Here is a 16,794-nt window from a genome sequence, read left to right as displayed (position 1 = left end):
TTCGCAGAAGCGCATAATCCCGGGTTAATCCTGTCATGGCCCACTACCGGCTTTCCTGTCCGATGACCGAATCCGCCCATGCATGTACTGCTCTGTGAAGACGACGACCTGATCGCCAGCGGCATCATTGCCGGGCTTAGCGCCCAGGGCCTGACCGTGGACCGCGTGGCCAACGCCAGCGCAGCGCGGGCACTGCTCCAGGCTGCACATTTCGACGTGATGGTGCTCGACCTCGGCCTGCCCGACGAAGACGGCCTCAAGCTGCTGCAGCGCCTGCGCCAGCAGGGCCACAGCCTGCCGGTGCTGATCCTCACCGCCCGCGACGCCGTCACCGACCGCGTCGACGGCCTGCAGGCCGGCGCCGACGATTACCTGCTCAAGCCCTTCGACCTGCGCGAACTCGCCGCGCGCCTGCACACCTTGGTGCGACGCATGGCTGGGCGCTGCGTCAATATCATCGAGCACGGCCCGCTGAGCTTCGACCCGAGCAACTGCGAAGTCAGCCTCGGCGGCAAGGCGGTGGACCTGTCGCGCCGCGAGCAGGCCCTGCTCCAGGCCCTGCTCAACAACCCCGGGCGGGTGCTGTCCAGTGAACAACTGAAGGACAGCGTCTACGGCTTCAGCGACGAAGTGGAAAGCAATGCCCTCAACGTGCATATCCACCACCTGCGGCGCAAGCTCGGCAACGGCATCGTCGAGACCGTGCGCGGCCTTGGCTACCGTCTTGGCCCAGCGCAGTTGCCCAACGAGGGGGCGCGATGAGCCTGCGCCTGCGCCTGAGCCTGATCCTCGGCACCGCCTTCGTCCTGATCTGGGCCCTGGCCGCAGCCTGGATGCTGCGCGACCTGCGCCAGCAGATGATGTTCTCCCTCGACCAGCGTCTGGTGGCCTCGGCGCGGATGGTCGCCGGGCTGATCGACCAATTGCCGCAGCCGCTGACCAGCCAGGGCGAGGGTACACGGTTGAGTGCCGACCAGTTGAGCGTGCCGGATGGCATGTCCTGCCAGGTCACCTCGTTGCGCGGGGAGATCCTCGCCCGCAGCCACCATAGCGCCGACCAGCACCTTGACGACGGCAAGGGCGGTTTCCATGACCAGATCATCGACGGTGCGCCCTGGCGCAGCTTTACCTTCGTCCATGACGACATCCGCATCACCACGGCGGACCGCCATCTGGAACGTGAGGCGTTGAACCGTTCGATTCTTCTGGCGGCCTCGGCGCCGGTGCTGGTGGCCCTGCTCGGCAGCCTGGCACTGTTGTGGATCGGCATCGGCAAGGGCCTGGCACCGTTGAACTGGATGCGTGAGGCACTGCGCCGGCGCAGTCCGGACTCGGTGGAGCCGCTGCAGATCAAGGCGGTGCCCAGCGAGTTGCAGCCGTTGCTGGATACCCAGAACCAACTGTTCCTGCGTATCGGCCAGACCATCGAGCGCGAGCGCCGCCTGACCGGCGATGCCGCCCACGAACTGCGCAGCCCGCTGACCGCGATCAAGACCCACCTGCAGGTGGCCCGGATGACCGACGGCCTGGTGCGCGAGCAGGCACTGGCCCATGCCGAAGAGGGCGCCGATCGCCTGCACCGGACCCTGGAACAGTTGCTGTTGTTGGCGCGGGTCGAGGGCAGCCTGTCATTCGATGACGGCGTGCAGTGCAGTGCCGACCAGGTGGCGCGCCAGGCGATCCAGGATACCGGTGACAATCGGCGTATCGTCCTCAAGGCTCCGCCACGGGCCGCCCAGGTGCTGCTGGACATGCCCGGTGCATTGGCGGTGGCGGCTTTGCGCAACCTGCTGGACAACGCTTTGCGCCATAGTAACGGCGAGGCGCCGGTGGAGCTGGAGGTGCAGGTGGAAGAAGAGCGTGTCGGCTTCCTGGTGCGTGACCATGGACCGGGGATCGCCGATCATGACCTGCAGCATCTCACCCAGCGCTTCTGGCGCAACGGGCAAAGCGAGGGCAGCGGGTTGGGGCTGGCGATTGTCCAGGCCATCGTGCAGCGCTGTGCCTGTTCGTTGCACTTCGAGAGCCGGGCGGATGGGTTGCGGGTGTTGTTGCAGATGCCGTTGAAAGCAACTGCCTGACTCGATGGTCCGGTGCAGGTGATCCCTGTGGGAGCAAGTCAGCTCCCACAAGGTTTTGCAGTGTCCCGACTATTCGCTTTCCAACCCTAAATTTCCTCCCCGACCCAACGTTCTAGCTTGGACATAAGCAGTTTCCATGGCTGGCACGGGTGGGGAATGACGATATCGCGGCGCGGTTTCATAGCAGGTCTGGCGGTAACGGGCGCGGCGGTGCCGGCGGTGTACTACGCCCATCAGAAGCTGACCCATGACCCCGAGGACGATGTCGTCACCCCCGGCGAGGCCAGCGTCGAACTGGCCGACATCGCCGGCCAGCAACTGGGCAACCAGCTGCGTGGCGTCTGGGACATCCGCTTCACCGGCGCCGACGATGGCCTGCCTGGCTTGCCCCGCGAAGGCGTGCAGATGTACCTCGACATCGCCGCCAAGGGCCGCGGCCTGCGTGGAGTGCTTGGCACCCGCGAGAACCTCGAACAACCCGGCCCCGCCAGCTACCGCGTGCTTGGCGACCTGGTCGGTGCCTCCACCGCCCAGGTGCGCTGGCGCCTGCTGAGCAACCAAGGCGGCCCCGGCTTCGAATGCATCGCTACCCTCGACGAAGTCTGGGGCGAGTTCGGCAATGCCGGCAGCGGCACCCTCAGTGGCCGCCTGCAACCCCTCGATCGCTCCATGGTGCTGCCGCTGCCGGACAGCCATTTCGTCGCGGTCAAGCGCATGGTCCCCGAGGCCCGCGAGCGCATTACCTACACCCCGGAACTGCGCGCCTGGCTGATCAGCGCCGAGCACCGCCTGTTCCACCAGCTCTGGCATGCGACCCGGGACAAGTGGCACCGTCTCTCGCAAGAGCGCCACGCTTCGCTGCGCGGCCTCGGCTGGCAACCTGGTCCCCGGGACAAGGAGCGCGACGCGCGCGGCCCGCGCAAGCATCGCAACGGTTCCGGGGTGGACTTCCTATTCATGCATCGGCACATGCTCCAGGCCGCCCGTACCTTCCAGCCGCTGCCGTCGTGGCCACATTTCCCTCTGCCGCAGCCGAATGTGGAATACGACCGCCACGGCTTCGCCCGCTACTTCGACAACCACGATGGCTACAGCGTCCCGCCGACCTGGCGCGCGCCGGGGGACAGCGATTACACCCAGTGGGTCGCGGCGATCAAGGCGCAGGAGACTTTCTGCAGCAACTTCCAGGTTTGGGAATCGCAGTACCAGGACCCGCAGTACCTGTCGAAGATGACCCTCGGCGAGTTGGGGTCGGAACTGGAGATGAACCTGCACGACTGGCTGCACATGTGCTGGGCTTCGGTGCCGCGGGACCCGTCCAATGGCGCGCCGGTCCCGTTCGCCCGCGATCCGTCGGACTTCGCTGCGCGCTGGTACGGGCCGGAGAATGACTTCCTCGGAGATCCGTTTTCGTCCCATGTCAGCCCGGTGTTCTGGGGCTTCCATGGCTGGATCGACGACCGCATCGAGGACTGGTACCGCGCCCATGAGCGGCACAACCCGGGGCAGGTCGCGCGCTTGCAGGTCAACGGCGTGGAGTGGTTCGCGCCGGGGCGCTGGAACGAGGTCGAAGACCCATGGCTGGGGCCGAGCACTCATGGCTGCAACACCACGCCTGGGATGTTCCCGGGCAAGTCGGTGGAGATGGATATCGAGACCATGAAGCTGGCGCTGCGTATCGTCTTTGCCAAGGATGATCTGCTGGAGCCGCTGATGAAGCGGGTACCGCAGCGGCCCTGGTATGCGCGGCATCTGTCGATGAAAGGGATAACCTGAAGGCCGGCAGGGGGTTCTACCCAAGTGGCCGACATGGGCTCTGTGGGAGCGGGCGTTGCCCGCGATGAGGCCCTGAAGCCTAGCGGGCAGCTACCTGCCACCCCCCACCAAGAGCCTTGTATAACGCCACGCTTCCCTGCACCCGTGCCAGCCGCAACTGCACCTGCTGATCCTGCGCCTGATACAAGGTCCGCTGCGTTTCCAGCACCGTAAGCAAGGTCTCCGCCCCCGCCCGATAGCGACTCTCCGCCAGCTCGAACGCCGTCCGCGCCTGGCGCACTTCTTCATCCTGCCATTGCCGTTGGCGATCCACGCCATCGATGCCGTTCAATGCCTTTTCCACATCACCGAAGCCGGCGACGATGCTGCCGCGATACAGTTCCAGCAGTTCATCCTGTGTGGCCCGTGCCTTGTCCCGCTCGGCCGCGAGCCGGCCATTGTCGAAGATCGGCGCCGCCAGTCCGGCGGTCAGGCTGTAGTAGGGGCTGCGCAGCAACTGGTCGAACACCTGTGCACCCGATCCGAGATCGGTACCCAGGGTCAGGCTCGGCAGCATCGCCGCGCGGGCCACCCGGACATTGGCCTTGGCCGCCGCCAGTCGCGCTTCGGCGGCGGCGATATCCGGGCGGCGGCTGAGCAGGTCGCTGGGCACGCCCGTGCCGATCCGCGGCCAGTGGATGGCGGCGAAGGCCTCGCGGCTTTCCGGCAACTGCTGCACCGGTTCGCCGAGCAGGGTGGCCAGGGTGATGCGGATGTCCTGCAACTGTTGTTCGAGCAAGGGTACCTGGCGCTCTTGCGCGGCCACCAGGCTGCGCTGCTGGGCCAGCTCCAGCGTCGTGGCCGAACCGGCGTCATGCCGGGTCTGCACCACCTTGAGCACATCCCGCGCATTGGTCAGATTGAGCCGGGCGATGGCAAGCTGCTCCACCAGCGCCAGGCTCTGCAGGTAGCTGTTGGCTACTCCGCTGAACAGGGTCAGTTCCACGGTCTGGCGGTCGAAGCGGCTGGCGTCGAGGCTGTGCAGGGCGCTGTCGCGGGCGGCGGCCTTGCCGCCCCAGAAGTCCACTTCATAGCTGGCGCTGAGGCGGGTGCCGTAGGAGGTGTAGGTGCGCTCGTTGCGGCTGGCATCGATACCGTTGTAGCCGCTTCCGCGCAGCAGGCGCTGGCGGCTGGCGTCGAGGCCGAACTTCACTTCCGGCAACAACGGCGCGCCTGCGATCACCGCGCTGGCCTGGGCCTGGCGCACCCGGGCCATGGCGGCGGCGAGGTCGAAGCTGTTGGCCTGCGCCTGTTCGATCAAGGCGTTCAACTGCGGGCTGGCGAAGGCCTTCCACCAGGCGCCGTCAGCGAGTGGCGCGGGTGAAGTTTCGCCCTGCCACTGCGCAGGGGTGGGCGGCAAGGCGCTGTCCGGCTCGTGACTGGAGCAAGCGGCAAGCAGCACGCAGAGGGACAGGAGGCTGAGACGGCTAGGCACTTTCATCGATTATTCGCTTGTCAGGGCTTTGACCGGATCCAGCCGGGCCGCTTTGCGGGCCGGCATGAAGCCGAACACCACGCCGGTCATCACGGCGCAGGTGAAGGCGCCGAGCACGGCGCCGAGGGAGAAGGCCACGGCGATGTCTGCGAGCATCAGACCGCCGCCGATCAGCGCAGCGAGGAGGATGCCGGTAACACCGCCGACCATCGACAGCAGCACCGCCTCGGTGAGGAACTGGCGCAGGATGTCGCGCTGACGCGCGCCGGTGGCCATGCGGATGCCGATCTCGCGGGTGCGCTCGCGCACCGTCATGAGCATGATGTTCATCACCCCGATGCCGCCCACCAGCAGGGAAATCGCGGCGATGGCGCCGAGCATCAGCGACAGGGTGTTCTGCGTGCGTGCTTCGGCCTGGATCAGCGCGGCGAAGTTGGTCAGCTCGTAGTCCTGCTTGCCGTAGTGCAGCTTGCGCATCAGGTGATCGATCGCTGCTTCGGTTTCCTTGACCCGGGCCGAGTCGGCGGCGGCGATGGTCACGTATTCCGGATCGCGGCTGCCGAACAGGCGGATCGAGGCGGCGGAATAGGGCACCACGATGCGCCCGTCGCTGTCGGTGTCGCCCGAGCTGGCGCCCTTGGCCACCAGGATGCCGAGGACCTGGAACGGTACCTGGCCGATCAGGATGTACTGGCCGATGGGGTTGCGCTCGCCGAACAGCTTCTCCTTCACCTTGGGTCCGATCACCGCCACTGCGGCGGCGTTGCGCTCGTCGGCGTCGGTGAAGAAATTGCCCTCGGCCACTGGCCAGTTGAAGATCCCGGGGAAAAAGGTGTTGTTGCCACCGACGTAGAACTTGCCGCTGGCGTTGCCGAAGCGCACGGTCAGCTCGCTGCCGATCACCGGCATGATCTTCTTCACCTGGGGCAGGCCGGACAGCGCCTCGACATCGTCCAGGGTGACGATGCCCGCCGGGGCGTGGAGGCTGGCCGGTTTGCCGCTGAGGTAGAGGATGTTGGAACCGAACGCGGCCATCTGGGCCACTACCTGGCGCTTGCTGCCTTCGCCGACCGCGAGCATGACCACCACCGAGGCGACGCCGATGACGATGCCGAGCAGGGTCAGCGCAGTGCGGAAGCGGTTGATCCACATGACTCTCCAGGCCGCCTGCAGGGCCTCCAGCAGTTCGCCTTTCCAGGCGCCGCGCTGGGTCGCACCGCGGTCCAGGTGCTGGCGCAGTTCTTCGGCCTGCGGGCCGGATTTCTGCACTGCCTGGCGTGGTGCTGCGTCCTTCGCCGAATCGCTGATCACCAGCCCGTCGCGAATCTCGATGACCCGTTGAGCGCGGGCGGCGACCTCGCGGTCGTGGGTGATAAGGATGATCACATGGCCCTGGCTGGCCAGTTCGTCGAGCAGGGCCATGACCTCGGCGCCGCTGTGGCTGTCGAGGGCGCCGGTGGGTTCGTCGGCGAGGATGATGTGCCCGCCGTTCATCAGCGCGCGGGCGATGGACACCCGTTGCTGCTGGCCGCCGGACAGCTGGTGCGGGCGGTTGCCGGTGCGTTCGCCAAGACCCAGGCGTTCCAGCAGGGCGGCGGCGCGGGCATGGCGCTCGGCAGCCGGGGTGCCGGCATAGATCGCCGGCATCTCGACGTTCTCCTGGGCCGACCCGGAGGCGATCAGGTGGTAGCCCTGGAACACGAAGCCGAAGGCCTCGCGGCGCAGCCAGGCCAGTTCGTCGCCGTCCAGTTCGGCGACGTCCTTGCCAGCGAACAGGTACTGGCCGCTGGTGGGGCGGTCGAGGCAGCCGAGGATGTTCATCAACGTCGATTTGCCGGAGCCGGAGGCACCGACGATGGCGACGAACTCGCCGGGATGGATGGCCAGGTCGATGCCGCGCACGACCTCGACCTTAGGCGTGTCGACGCCGCCGTAGGACTTGCGGATATCCCGTAGCTCGATCAGGGGCGTGCTCATTCAGCCTCCGCTGGCGACAGGCGCGCCGATCAGCAGGTGCTCGCCTTCGGCCAGGCCGTCTAGCACCTGCACCCGCAGGCGGTCGCTGATACCGGTGCGCACGTGGCGCTGCTCGATGCGCCCGTCGCGCCCCACCACCTGAGCCAGGCGCCGGTCGGCCTGGTCGCCATCGTCTTCCAGGGCCGCCAGCGGCGCGGTGAGCACGTTGCTGGCCTGGCCGGCGACGAAGAACACCTGGGCGGTCATTTCCGCCATCAGGCTGTTGTCCGGGTTGTCCACGTCGAGCAGCACGGTGTACAGCACCACTTTGCCGGTGCTGCCGCCGCTGGCGCTGGATGAGCCACCGCTGCTTTGCATGCTGGGGTCGAGGGGCTTGGGCGGAATCGGCAGGATTTGCCGTACGGTGCTAATCCAGCGCCGCTTGCCGCCGGCGAGGGTGGTGAAGTAGGCCTGCATGCCCGGTTTGACATGACCGATATCCGCCTCGGACACCTGGGCCCAGACGGTCATCGGCGACAGCTTGGCGATGCGCAGGATCAGCGGCGTCTGCTGCTGGGCATTGAGGGTCTGGCCTTCACGGGCGTCCACCGCGACCACGGTGCCGGACATCGGTGCATAGATCCGCGTGTAGCCCAGCTCTGCCTCATCGCTGCGCAGGCTGGCCTGGGCCTGGAGGATCTGCGCGCGGAACATGTCTATGCGCGCCTGGGTCACCTTGAGCTGGGCCTGGGCGGTCTGCACGTCTTCCTCGCGGGTAGCGCCACCGGCGGCAAGGCTCTGCTGGCGCTTGTACTGCTGTTCGGCGAGCTTGTACTGGGCCTGCTGCTCGGCCAGTTGCGCCTTGAGGTTGTCGATGGAGTAGCGTCCGGCATCAAGCTTGGCCTGCTGGGTCGAGGGGTCGATTTCCACCAGCAGCTGGCCTTCGCGGACCTGGTCGCCGGGCTCCACGTGCAACTTGCGGATCTGTCCCGAGGCCTGGGCGCCGACATCGACATAGCGTCGTGGTTGCAGGGTGCCGAGGGCGGTCACGCTGCTTTCGATATCGCCGCGGGTGACCGCGACCGTGCTCAGCGGATCGTTGCCCGGCAAGGCTTTCCAGGCCACCAGTGCGCCGAGGGCGGCCATGCCCAGGGTGCAGATCAGCAGGCGGCGTTTGAACGTCGGACGTCTCATGCGGGGTTCCAGCCAGAGGGATTGGCCCGGGCGGCGGGAACGCGGCGCACGGGAGGCTCCCAGGTAGACGAGAGGCTCATGCCTTAATTTACCCGCGGGGCGGGGGCGCCCTGGCGGAGAGGGTGGGATGGTAAGGCGAAATGGTCAAATGCTGGTGAGAATTATTACCATTTGATCGATATATCGTTTCGAGTGGAGCGAAGCGGCAATCCGCTACTCCAACAAATTCTTGACGCTGCCTTGATTTCCGACGGTTTCCCGTCAACTATCAAGGGAAGCTCCCAGGAATGCGCCTCGGCGCGGAAGTCTTGACCAAGGATCGTTCCCCACAACCACCGCACCCTGGTCAACGACGATGGCCGATAAATCCTTGCGAATCCTGCTGGCCGATGCGCATCCGATGCAGCTCTTGCAACTGGAGAAGATGCTCAACGGCATGGGTTACTTCCGCATCGCTCCCGTGCAGTCCTTCGAAGACCTGCAGCATCTGGTGCAGAATGCCTTGCTGCCGTTCAACCTGCTGATTGGCAACATCGACCTGGCCAGCCATGCCGGGGTCGACCTGGAGCGCTTCTGTCGGGTCAATGTGCAGATCCAGCATGCGCTGCTGTACGAGTCGCAACACCTGAAGATGCCCGCGGTGCCGCCGGGCCAGCGCCAGGCGGTAAGCATCAGCCTGCCCAAGGTGCCGGATGACGAGACCCTGCATGCGTTCATGGCCCTCGTGGATGCGCCGCGGGTGATCGGTCAGTTGCCTCATCCGTCGGGCAAGACCCTGCGCCTCTGCGCCAAGCGCTCGCACAACCTCGGTCACACGGTGTTTTCCCGGCCTACCTGAAGCGCCTGTCACGCGGCTCATTTTTGTTATGCTCTGCCCCTCGTTCAGGCGCGCGCGGCGCGCGGTCCCGTTCATTCCTGCGGAAACCCCTATGACTGCCAACGATTCCGCGCGGCTCTCGCGCGGCGACCACAAAACCCTTGGTCTCGCGGCCCTGGGCGGTGCGCTGGAGATCTACGACTTCATCATCTTCGTGTTCTTCGCCCTGACCCTGAGCCAGTTGTTCTTCCCGCCGGAAATGCCCGAGTGGCTGCGTCTGCTGCAAAGCTTCGGGATCTTCGTCACCGGCTACCTGGCGCGGCCCCTGGGCGGCATCCTCATGGCCCACTTCGCCGACCACCTGGGACGCAAGAAGGTGTTCAGTCTGAGCATCCTGATGATGGCGCTGCCGTGCCTGCTGATCGGCCTGATGCCGACCTATGCCGAGATCGGCTATGCCGCACCGCTGATCCTCCTCGCCCTGCGCATCCTTCAGGGCGCAGCGGTGGGCGGCGAGGTGCCGAGCGCCTGGACCTTCGTCGCCGAGCATGCGCCTGTGGGACGTCGCGGTTATGCCCTTGGCTTTCTCCAGGCCGGGCTCACCTTCGGCTATCTGCTTGGTGCCCTCACCGCGACATTGCTGGCCCGCGTGTACACCCCTGAAGAGATTCTCGACTACGCCTGGCGTTATCCGTTCCTGCTCGGTGGGGTGTTTGGCGTGATCGGCGTCTGGTTGCGTCGCTGGCTCAGCGAGACCCCGGTGTTCCTTGCCCTGGCCGCGCAGCGCCATGACCAGCCGGTGGAGTTTTCCCTGCGTGCGGTGCTGCGCGAGCATCGCCGGGCGCTGGTCCCGGCGGCCCTGCTGACCTGCGTGCTGACGTCGGCGGTGGTGGTGCTGGTGGTGATCACGCCGACGGTGATGCAGCAGCGCTTCGGTATGGCGGCCGGGCAGACCTTTGCCCTCAGCAGCATAGGTATCGTCTTCCTCAATATCGGCTGCGTGCTGGCCGGCGTGCTGGTGGACCGCATCGGTGCCTGGCGGGCGTTGATCCTGTATTCGCTGTTGTTGCCGCTGGGTATCGGCGCCCTGTATGGCAGCCTGGTGGCGGGCTGGGACACGGTAGGCCTGGCCTACGCCCTGGCCGGTCTGGCCTGCGGGGTGGTGGGGGTGGTGCCGTCGGTGATGGTCGGTCTGTTCCCGGCGCGGATCCGGGTTTCGGGGATTTCCTTTACCTACAACGTGGCCTATGCACTGTGGGCGAGCACCACGCCGTTGATGCTGATCGCGCTGATGCCCTGGAGTCCTTGGGTTTGTGTCGGATTCTGTGCGGTGATGGGGTTTGTCGGGGTGATGACGGCGTTGTATTTCAGCGGGCGGGAGCGTCTCTGCGCGGAAGACGACCTGGCCCTGGCCAACAACTGAAACCGAAAACGCGACGCGCGGCCGCGGTGCCCTGAAATGAAAAGCCCCTCATGCGAGGGGCTTTTTTGGCTTACATGTTCGGGTAGGTCGGCCCACCCGCACCTTCCGGCGTCACCCAGGTGATGTTCTGCGAAGGATCCTTGATGTCACAGGTCTTGCAGTGCACGCAGTTCTGGGCGTTGATCTGGAAGCGCTTGCTGCCGTCTTCCTGGGCGACCACCTCGTATACGCCAGCCGGGCAGTAGCGCTGCGCCGGTTCGTCGTACAGCGGCAGGTTGGTGCCGATCGGGATGCCGGCGTCGGCCAGCTTCAGGTGGCACGGCTGTTCTTCTTCATGGTTGGTGCTGGAGAGGAACACCGAGCTCAGCTTGTCGAAGCTCAGCTTGCCGTCAGGCTTCGGATAATCGATCTTCTTCGAGTCGGCCGCCAGCTTGAGGCAGGCGTAGTCCGGCTTGGTGTCGTGCAGGGTGAACGGCAGCTTGCCGCCGAACCAGTTCTGGTCGACATAGTTGAACGCCGCGCCGAACAGCGGGCCGAACTTGTGCATCGCCGGGCCGAAGTTGCGGCTGGCGAACAGTTCTTCATGCAGCCAGCTGGCCTTGAACGCGTCGACATAGCTGTTCAGCTGGTCGCCACCCTCGCTGCCGGCCAGCAGGGCATCGGCCACCGCTTCGGCGGCGAGCATGCCGGACTTCATCGCGGTGTGGCTGCCCTTGATCTTGGCGAAGTTCAGGGTGCCGAGGTCGCAACCGATCAGCGCGCCACCGTTGAAGACCATCTTCGGCAGCGAGTTCAGGCCGCCCTTGCAGATGGCGCGGGCGCCGTAGCTGATGCGCTTGCCGCCTTCCAGGTACTGGCTGATCACCGGGTGGTGCTTGAGGCGCTGGAACTCGTCGAACGGCGACAGGTAGGCGTTGGAGTAGGACAGGTCGACGATCAAACCGACCACCACCTGGTTGTTCTCCAGGTGATAAAGGAAGGAACCGCCGGTGTTTTCCTTGCTCATCACGTCCAGCGGCCAGCCGGCGGTGTGCACCACCAGGCCCTGCTCATGCTTGGCCGGGTCGATTTCCCAGATCTCCTTGAGGCCGATGCCGTAGTGCTGGGCGTCGGCGTCGCTGTCCAGGTTGAAGCGCTTGACCAGTTGCTTGCCCAGGTGACCGCGGCAGCCTTCGGCGAACAGGGTGTACTTGCCGCGCAGTTCCATGCCAGGGGTGTACATGCCGTCCTTCGGGTGGCCTTCGCGGTCCACGCCCATGTCGCCGGTGATGATCCCGCGCACCACGCCGTTGTCGTCGAACAGCACTTCCTGGGCGGCGAAGCCCGGGTAGATTTCCACGCCCAGGTTTTCGGCCTGCTGGGCCAGCCAGCGGCACAGGTTGCCGAGGGAGATGATGTAGTTGCCCTGGTTGTGCATGGTCTTGGGCACGAACAGGTCAGGTACCTTGATCGAGCTGTCGCCGTTCTTCAGGACGTAGATGTCGTCGCGCTTGACCTCGGTGTTCAGCGGCGCGCCGAGTTCCTTCCAGTCGGGGAACAGTTCGTTCAGGGCGCGCGGCTCGAAGACCGCGCCGGAGAGGATGTGGGCACCGACCTCGGAACCTTTCTCGACCACGCAGACGCTGATTTCGTTACCGGCTTCGGCGGCCTTCTGCTTCAGGCGGCAGGCGGCGGACAGGCCCGCCGGGCCTGCGCCGACGACGACCACGTCGAATTCCATGTATTCGCGTTCCACAGGTTCTCTCCTACTCAAGGCTCATCAGGTTTTTCTTTGTAGTGGGTGCAAGGCGGTCACGTCGAAGGGGGCGATTCTGTAGCTTCGGGGGATGACGTACTACACCGCTTTCTCTTGGCCGCGCATTATATCTACACCACTTGCGCGGTCCAATACAAACGTTTGTTTGAATTTGCCGCAGCCCAGTAAAATCAAAGAGGCGCGGCTGGAAGCTGGCGGTTTTGCCGTATTGACCGGATTGGGCGTTACGGTCAAGATACGGGCGGTTTTACGCTCGCCGTAGGCTGACCGTCGGATGCAGGAGCACCCCTAAAAACCTGGCAAAGAGCAGGGCAGTTATGCCAAACCCCGCTGTGTAGTGGAGTTTACACGCCACGACAAGAAATGGCCTTGGGGTTTTGCGATGAAGGGTCGAATCGGGACTGCCCAGTCAGTCTAAATTCGTTCCGCCGTGATCGTTTTCAGAGGTGCCCTTGTACCCACGCGCAATCGCCGGCTTCGGCCCAGGCGACATTCTTTTCACCGGAGAGTAACGAGGAATCCATGAAGGTTCTTGTAGCTGTCAAACGAGTGGTCGACTACAACGTCAAGGTTCGCGTCAAGGCGGACAACTCCGGCGTCGACCTCGCCAACGTCAAAATGTCCATGAACCCCTTCTGCGAGATCGCCGTCGAAGAAGCCGTACGCCTGAAAGAGAAAGGCGTCGCCAGCGAGATCGTCGTCGTTACCGTCGGCCCGGCCACTGCCCAGGAGCAACTGCGTACCGCCCTGGCACTGGGTGCCGACCGCGCCGTGCTGGTGGAGTCTGCCGAAGAGCTGACTTCCCTGGCTGTCGCCAAGCTGCTGAAAGCCGTCGTCGATAAAGAGCAGCCTCAGCTGGTCATCCTCGGCAAGCAGGCCATCGACAGCGACAACAACCAGACCGGCCAGATGCTGGCTGCGCTGACCGGCTTCGCCCAAGGGACCTTCGCCTCGAAAGTCGAACCGGCTGGCGACAAGGTCAACGTCACCCGCGAAATCGACGGCGGCCTGCAGACCGTTGCCCTGAACCTGCCGGCGATCGTCACCACCGACCTGCGCCTCAACGAGCCGCGCTACGCGTCGCTGCCGAACATCATGAAGGCCAAGAAGAAGCCGCTGGAGACCGTCACTCCAGACGCGCTGGGCGTTTCCACCGCCTCGACCAACAAGACCCTGAAAGTCGAAGCCCCGGCTGCACGCAGCGCGGGCATCAAGGTCAAGTCGGTTGCTGAACTGGTCGAGAAACTGAAGAACGAGGCGAAGGTAATCTAAATGACTATCCTGGTTATCGCTGAACACGAAAACGGTGCCGTTGCACCCGCTACCCTGAACACCGTTGCCGCTGCCGCCAAGATCGGTGGCGACATCCACGTCCTGGTCGCTGGCCAGAACGTCGGTGGTGTAGCCGAAGCTGCAGCCAAGATCGCTGGCGTGGCCAAGGTCCTGGTTGCCGACAACGCCGCCTACGCCAACTTCCTGCCGGAAAACGTCGCGCCGCTGGCGGCCGAACTGGGCAAGGCCTACAGCCACGTGCTGGCGCCTGCCACCTCCAATGGCAAGAACGTCCTGCCACGCGTTGCCGCGCTGCTGGACGTCGACCAGATCTCCGAGATCATCTCGGTTGAATCCGCCGACACCTTCAAGCGTCCGATCTACGCCGGCAACGCCATTGCCACCGTGCAATCGAGCGCTGCGGTCAAGGTCATCACCGTTCGCGCCACCGGCTTCGACGCCGTTGCCGGCGAAGGTGGTTCGGCTGCCGTCGAAGCTGTCGCTGCCGTGCACAACGCTGGCAAGTCGTCCTTCGTTGGCGAAGAGCTGGCCAAGTCCGACCGCCCTGAGCTGACCGCTGCCAAGATCGTCGTTTCCGGCGGCCGCGGCATGCAGAACGGCGACAACTTCAAGCACCTGTACGCCCTGGCCGACAAGCTGGGCGCGGCAGTGGGCGCTTCCCGCGCCGCGGTCGACGCAGGCTTCGTACCGAACGACATGCAGGTCGGCCAGACCGGCAAGATCGTCGCGCCACAGCTGTACATCGCCGTCGGTATCTCCGGCGCGATCCAGCACCTGGCCGGTATGAAGGACTCGAAAGTGATCGTCGCGATCAACAAGGACGAAGAAGCACCGATCTTCCAGGTGGCCGACTACGGCCTGGTGGCGGATCTGTTCGAAGCCGTTCCTGAGCTGGAGAAGCTGGTTTAATCCAGTCGCTTCACTTATAAAGGGCCCGGTTGTCACGGGCCGTGTGGGGGTGGTTTCCATCTCGCGCGGCCCGGGCAACCGGGCTTTTTGATTTCTGCAGATCGGAAAAAGGGGTAGGTGCATGAGGAAGGGAATGCTGGCCGTACTCGGGCTGGCCTGCCTGCCATCGTTGGCGCTAGCGGTGGGCAAATGCGAGCGGCTGGTAGCCACCGGCAGTCCGGATGCGCCGCCTTACTCCTGGCGTGATCCGCAGGATCCCCGGCACCTGGTCGGTGCCAATGTTGACCTGCTGCAGCAGGTCGCTGCCGAGCTGGGGCTGAAAATCGAGGTGCTGTACGGCGGCAAGCGCGCCGATGCCCAGGCCGAGGTGCGCAGCGGGCGCATGGATCTGTTGGTGGACGCGCCGCTGGCCGTCGACGAGTTGACCACCATGGACTACATCCATCCGGCCGTGGTTCAGAACGAATACGTGGTCTGGACCCGTCACGACTCCGCGCTGGTCTATGACAACCTCGCCGACCTGCACAAGCACCAGGGCGCCATCTCGGAAAAGGCTCGCCTGACCCCGGAGTTCTCCGCCTTCACCAAGGCTGAGCTCAAACTGGCAGTGGTACCTAACTTGACCCAGGCGATGCAGAAGCTGCTGCTCGGTCAGGTCGACTACGTGCTTGCAGGGCGTTATGCCGGTATGGCCATGGCGCAGAGCCTGGGCATGGCCAATGACCTGGTGGCCCGCGGCCAGGCCCTGGATCATCCCGGGTTGTTTCTGGCGCTGTCGCACAATTCCGCCTGTAACGATGCCTGGTTGCGCGGACAGTTGGCGAAAAAACTGACAGAATTGCCGGCTTCTGGCGTAGTCCAGGCGGTGGTGCAACGCAACGTCGAGCGCTGGCAGGCGCAGTTGCCGGCGCCGCTCGACGCCCCAAAACAGTAGGAAATCCGTGTGAGAACTCAACCGCTATTCATTGCTCTGGCGTTGCTGGCCCTGGCCGGTTGCGCCAGTGATCCGGCCCCCGAGGAACAGATGCGCCTGACTGAACAGGCGCTGGAACAGGCCAAGGCTGTCGGTGCGACCGATGATGTGGCCGAGCTGAAACTGGCTGAAGACAAGTTGGCAAGGGCTCGGTCCAATATGGCCAGCGAGTCGTTCCGCGATGCGCGTATGCGCGCCGAGCAGGCCGAGCTGGATGCGCGCCTGGCTGAAGCCCGGGTGCTGACCCTGAAGAGCCAGGAACAACTGACCTTGCTGCAATCCCGGGTGGATCGCCTGCGCAAGCAACTGGGGGAACAGCAGTGAGTTCGAACAAATCTCTGGCCCTGCTGGCGTTGGCCGGCGTGCTTGGCCTGCAGGGCTGCGCCAGTGAGCGCAGCGAAGTGGCCCTGGAGCAGGCGAGCACCAGCTTCCAGTCGGTCAAGGATGATTCCAATGTCCTGCGCAGCGCGCCGCGGGACGTCATTCGCGCCGGCGAGTCACTGGCCAAGGCCGAGCGCCTGGCCACTTACTGGGGCACTGGCAGCGATGTGCGGCATTACGCCTACCTGAGTCAGCGCTACAGCGAGATTGCCCGCGAGCACAGCAACCTGATGCTCAATCAGGAGCGCCAGGCCAAGCTGGAGCTGGAGCGCCAGCGCCTGCAACTGGCCTTGCGCGAAGCCAAGCTGAGCAGCGTGCAGCAGCAAGGCAAGTGGCTGGAAGAGCAGATCGTCAGCCTCGCTACGACCCAGAGCGACCGCGGACTGGTGATGACCCTTGGCGACGTGTTGTTCGACACCGGTCAGGCCGAGCTGAAGAATTCCGCGAGCCGTACCGTGCTCAAGCTGGTGCAGTTCCTTCAGTTGAACCCCAAGCGGGTGGTACGTATCGAGGGTTACACCGACAGCACCGGCAACCCGGAGGACAACCTCACTCTGTCGCGCGATCGGGCGCAATCGGTGGCCGACATGTTGGTGGACCTCGGCATCGACGAGAAACGTATCAAGGTGATCGGCTACGGCGACCAGTATCCGGTCGAGGTGAATGCCTCGGAGCGGGGCAGGGCGCAAAATCGCCGCGTCGAGATCGTCTTCTCCGACGAAAAGGGCCGGCTTGGCGCGGAGCGTTAAGTCAGGCGGCAT

The 16,794-nt window shown here is 64.9% G+C and carries 14 protein-coding genes; 10 read left to right on the top strand and 4 right to left on the bottom strand.

Translation table 11 applies throughout. The features are described 5' to 3' along the window. Positions 1–78: 78 nt before the first annotated feature. From AC5QPF_RS22015 to pvdP, 3 genes are all read left to right on the top strand, one after another. Complete coding sequence (locus AC5QPF_RS22015; RefSeq protein WP_494959874.1) at positions 79–762, top strand: response regulator; 684 nt, start codon at positions 79–81, stop codon at positions 760–762. Then, positions 759–2,081, top strand: a complete 1,323-nt coding sequence (locus AC5QPF_RS22010) for an ATP-binding protein (RefSeq protein WP_494959873.1) — start codon at positions 759–761, stop codon at positions 2,079–2,081. Before AC5QPF_RS22015 ends, AC5QPF_RS22010 begins: the two co-directional genes overlap by 4 nt. Before the next feature lie 156 nt (positions 2,082–2,237). After that, positions 2,238–3,857 carry a pyoverdine maturation tyrosinase PvdP gene (pvdP, locus tag AC5QPF_RS22005; RefSeq protein ID WP_494959872.1) on the top strand — a complete coding sequence of 540 codons (1,620 nt, stop codon included), beginning with the start codon at positions 2,238–2,240 and terminating at the stop codon, positions 3,855–3,857. A 79-nt stretch (positions 3,858–3,936) separates the two neighbouring features. Here the strand turns inward: pvdP and AC5QPF_RS22000 are convergent, their stop codons facing one another. From AC5QPF_RS22000 to AC5QPF_RS21990, 3 genes are read right to left on the bottom strand one after another with little or no spacing between them, the layout of a single operon-like run. Next, positions 3,937–5,337, bottom strand: coding sequence for an efflux transporter outer membrane subunit (locus tag AC5QPF_RS22000; RefSeq protein WP_494959871.1), 1,401 nt, complete (start codon positions 5,335–5,337; stop codon positions 3,937–3,939). A 3-nt stretch (positions 5,338–5,340) separates the two neighbouring features. After that, positions 5,341–7,308, bottom strand: a complete 1,968-nt coding sequence (locus AC5QPF_RS21995) for a MacB family efflux pump subunit (protein WP_494959870.1) — start codon at positions 7,306–7,308, stop codon at positions 5,341–5,343. Further along, positions 7,309–8,481 carry an efflux RND transporter periplasmic adaptor subunit gene (locus AC5QPF_RS21990; RefSeq protein WP_494959869.1) on the bottom strand — a complete coding sequence of 391 codons (1,173 nt, stop codon included), beginning with the start codon at positions 8,479–8,481 and terminating at the stop codon, positions 7,309–7,311. Positions 8,482–8,836: 355 nt separating this feature from the next. On the opposite strand from AC5QPF_RS21990, the gene AC5QPF_RS21985 reads away from it, so the two are divergent. Both AC5QPF_RS21985 and AC5QPF_RS21980 read left to right on the top strand, forming a co-directional pair. Next, the gene (locus tag AC5QPF_RS21985) at positions 8,837–9,319 is read left to right on the top strand and encodes a histidine kinase (protein WP_494959868.1); all 483 of its coding nucleotides are present in this window, start codon (positions 8,837–8,839) and stop codon (positions 9,317–9,319) included. A gap of 91 nt (positions 9,320–9,410) precedes the next feature. Then, on the top strand, positions 9,411–10,721 hold the full coding sequence (locus AC5QPF_RS21980; RefSeq protein ID WP_494959867.1) for an MFS transporter: 1,311 nt from the start codon (positions 9,411–9,413) through the stop codon (positions 10,719–10,721). A gap of 70 nt (positions 10,722–10,791) precedes the next feature. Here AC5QPF_RS21980 and AC5QPF_RS21975 read toward each other — a convergent pair whose 3' ends face one another. Beyond that, positions 10,792–12,456 (bottom strand): 4Fe-4S dicluster domain-containing protein, encoded by a 1,665-nt coding sequence (locus AC5QPF_RS21975; protein WP_494959866.1) that lies wholly within the window; start codon positions 12,454–12,456, stop codon positions 10,792–10,794. Positions 12,457–12,999: 543 nt separating this feature from the next. On the opposite strand from AC5QPF_RS21975, the gene AC5QPF_RS21970 reads away from it, so the two are divergent. The 5 genes from AC5QPF_RS21970 to AC5QPF_RS21950 all read left to right on the top strand — a co-directional run bounded on the left by AC5QPF_RS21970 (position 13,000) and on the right by AC5QPF_RS21950 (position 16,782). Next, complete coding sequence (locus AC5QPF_RS21970; RefSeq protein WP_494959865.1) at positions 13,000–13,749, top strand: electron transfer flavoprotein subunit beta/FixA family protein; 750 nt, start codon at positions 13,000–13,002, stop codon at positions 13,747–13,749. Then, entirely contained in the window at positions 13,750–14,679 is a 930-nt protein-coding gene (locus AC5QPF_RS21965; RefSeq protein ID WP_494959864.1) for an FAD-binding protein, read from the top strand. Positions 14,680–14,812: 133 nt separating this feature from the next. Beyond that, a complete protein-coding gene (locus tag AC5QPF_RS21960; protein WP_494959863.1) occupies positions 14,813–15,613 on the top strand; it encodes a transporter substrate-binding domain-containing protein in 801 nt (266 codons plus the stop codon). 9 nt (positions 15,614–15,622) lie between these two features. Beyond that, entirely contained in the window at positions 15,623–15,976 is a 354-nt protein-coding gene (locus tag AC5QPF_RS21955; protein ID WP_494959862.1) for a DUF4398 domain-containing protein, read from the top strand. After that, entirely contained in the window at positions 15,973–16,782 is an 810-nt protein-coding gene (locus AC5QPF_RS21950) for an OmpA family protein (protein ID WP_494959861.1), read from the top strand. The genes AC5QPF_RS21955 and AC5QPF_RS21950 overlap by 4 nt, the downstream gene beginning before the upstream one ends. Positions 16,783–16,794 lie beyond the last annotated feature (12 nt).

The organism is Pseudomonas sp. Con_6, from assembly GCF_059379395.1.
Note: the sequence above shows the minus strand (reverse complement) of the source record. Positions and strands in the feature narration are given on the sequence as shown.

Coding starts and splice junctions, on each gene's coding strand:
- pvdP (WP_494959872.1), top strand. CDS start 2,238: ATGACGATATCGCGGCGCGGTTTCATAGCAGGTCTGGCGGTAACGGGC.
- AC5QPF_RS21970 (WP_494959865.1), top strand. CDS start 13,000: ATGAAGGTTCTTGTAGCTGTCAAACGAGTGGTCGACTACAACGTCAAG.
- AC5QPF_RS22000 (WP_494959871.1), bottom strand. CDS start 5,337: ATGAAAGTGCCTAGCCGTCTCAGCCTCCTGTCCCTCTGCGTGCTGCTT.
- AC5QPF_RS21995 (WP_494959870.1), bottom strand. CDS start 7,308: ATGAGCACGCCCCTGATCGAGCTACGGGATATCCGCAAGTCCTACGGC.
- AC5QPF_RS21960 (WP_494959863.1), top strand. CDS start 14,813: ATGCTGGCCGTACTCGGGCTGGCCTGCCTGCCATCGTTGGCGCTAGCG.
- AC5QPF_RS21980 (WP_494959867.1), top strand. CDS start 9,411: ATGACTGCCAACGATTCCGCGCGGCTCTCGCGCGGCGACCACAAAACC.
- AC5QPF_RS21990 (WP_494959869.1), bottom strand. CDS start 8,481: ATGAGACGTCCGACGTTCAAACGCCGCCTGCTGATCTGCACCCTGGGC.
- AC5QPF_RS21985 (WP_494959868.1), top strand. CDS start 8,837: ATGGCCGATAAATCCTTGCGAATCCTGCTGGCCGATGCGCATCCGATG.
- AC5QPF_RS22010 (WP_494959873.1), top strand. CDS start 759: ATGAGCCTGCGCCTGCGCCTGAGCCTGATCCTCGGCACCGCCTTCGTC.
- AC5QPF_RS21965 (WP_494959864.1), top strand. CDS start 13,750: ATGACTATCCTGGTTATCGCTGAACACGAAAACGGTGCCGTTGCACCC.
- AC5QPF_RS22015 (WP_494959874.1), top strand. CDS start 79: ATGCATGTACTGCTCTGTGAAGACGACGACCTGATCGCCAGCGGCATC.